General features: G+C 55.6%; 1 protein-coding gene. It reads right to left on the bottom strand.

Going from position 1 to position 268, the window contains the following annotated elements; genetic code table 11:
• Positions 1-268: ATPase domain-containing protein (locus Q4563_RS20155; RefSeq protein WP_303605780.1), on the bottom strand; the 268-nt coding region annotated here is incomplete at both ends.

The raw sequence follows: 268 nt of genomic DNA, 5'->3' as shown, positions 1-268 counted from the left end.
GAGGATCCAGCGCATGTTCCGCATCGATAATGGCAACCGTCTTGCCCTGTTTCTGCGCCTGCGCCATGGTTGATAAACACAGGGTGGTTTTACCTGAACTTTCCGGCCCGTAAATTTCAACAATACGCCCCATTGGCAAACCGCCAATGCCGAGCGCGATATCCAGCCCTAGGGAACCGGTAGAAACCGCGGGAATGGCTTCACGGGGCTGCTCGCCCATCTTCATGATGGCACCCTTGCCAAACTGACGTTCAATCTGACCCAGAGC

Source organism: Gilvimarinus sp. 1_MG-2023 (assembly GCF_030548285.1).
This window is presented reverse-complemented; position numbering and strand designations above follow the sequence as displayed.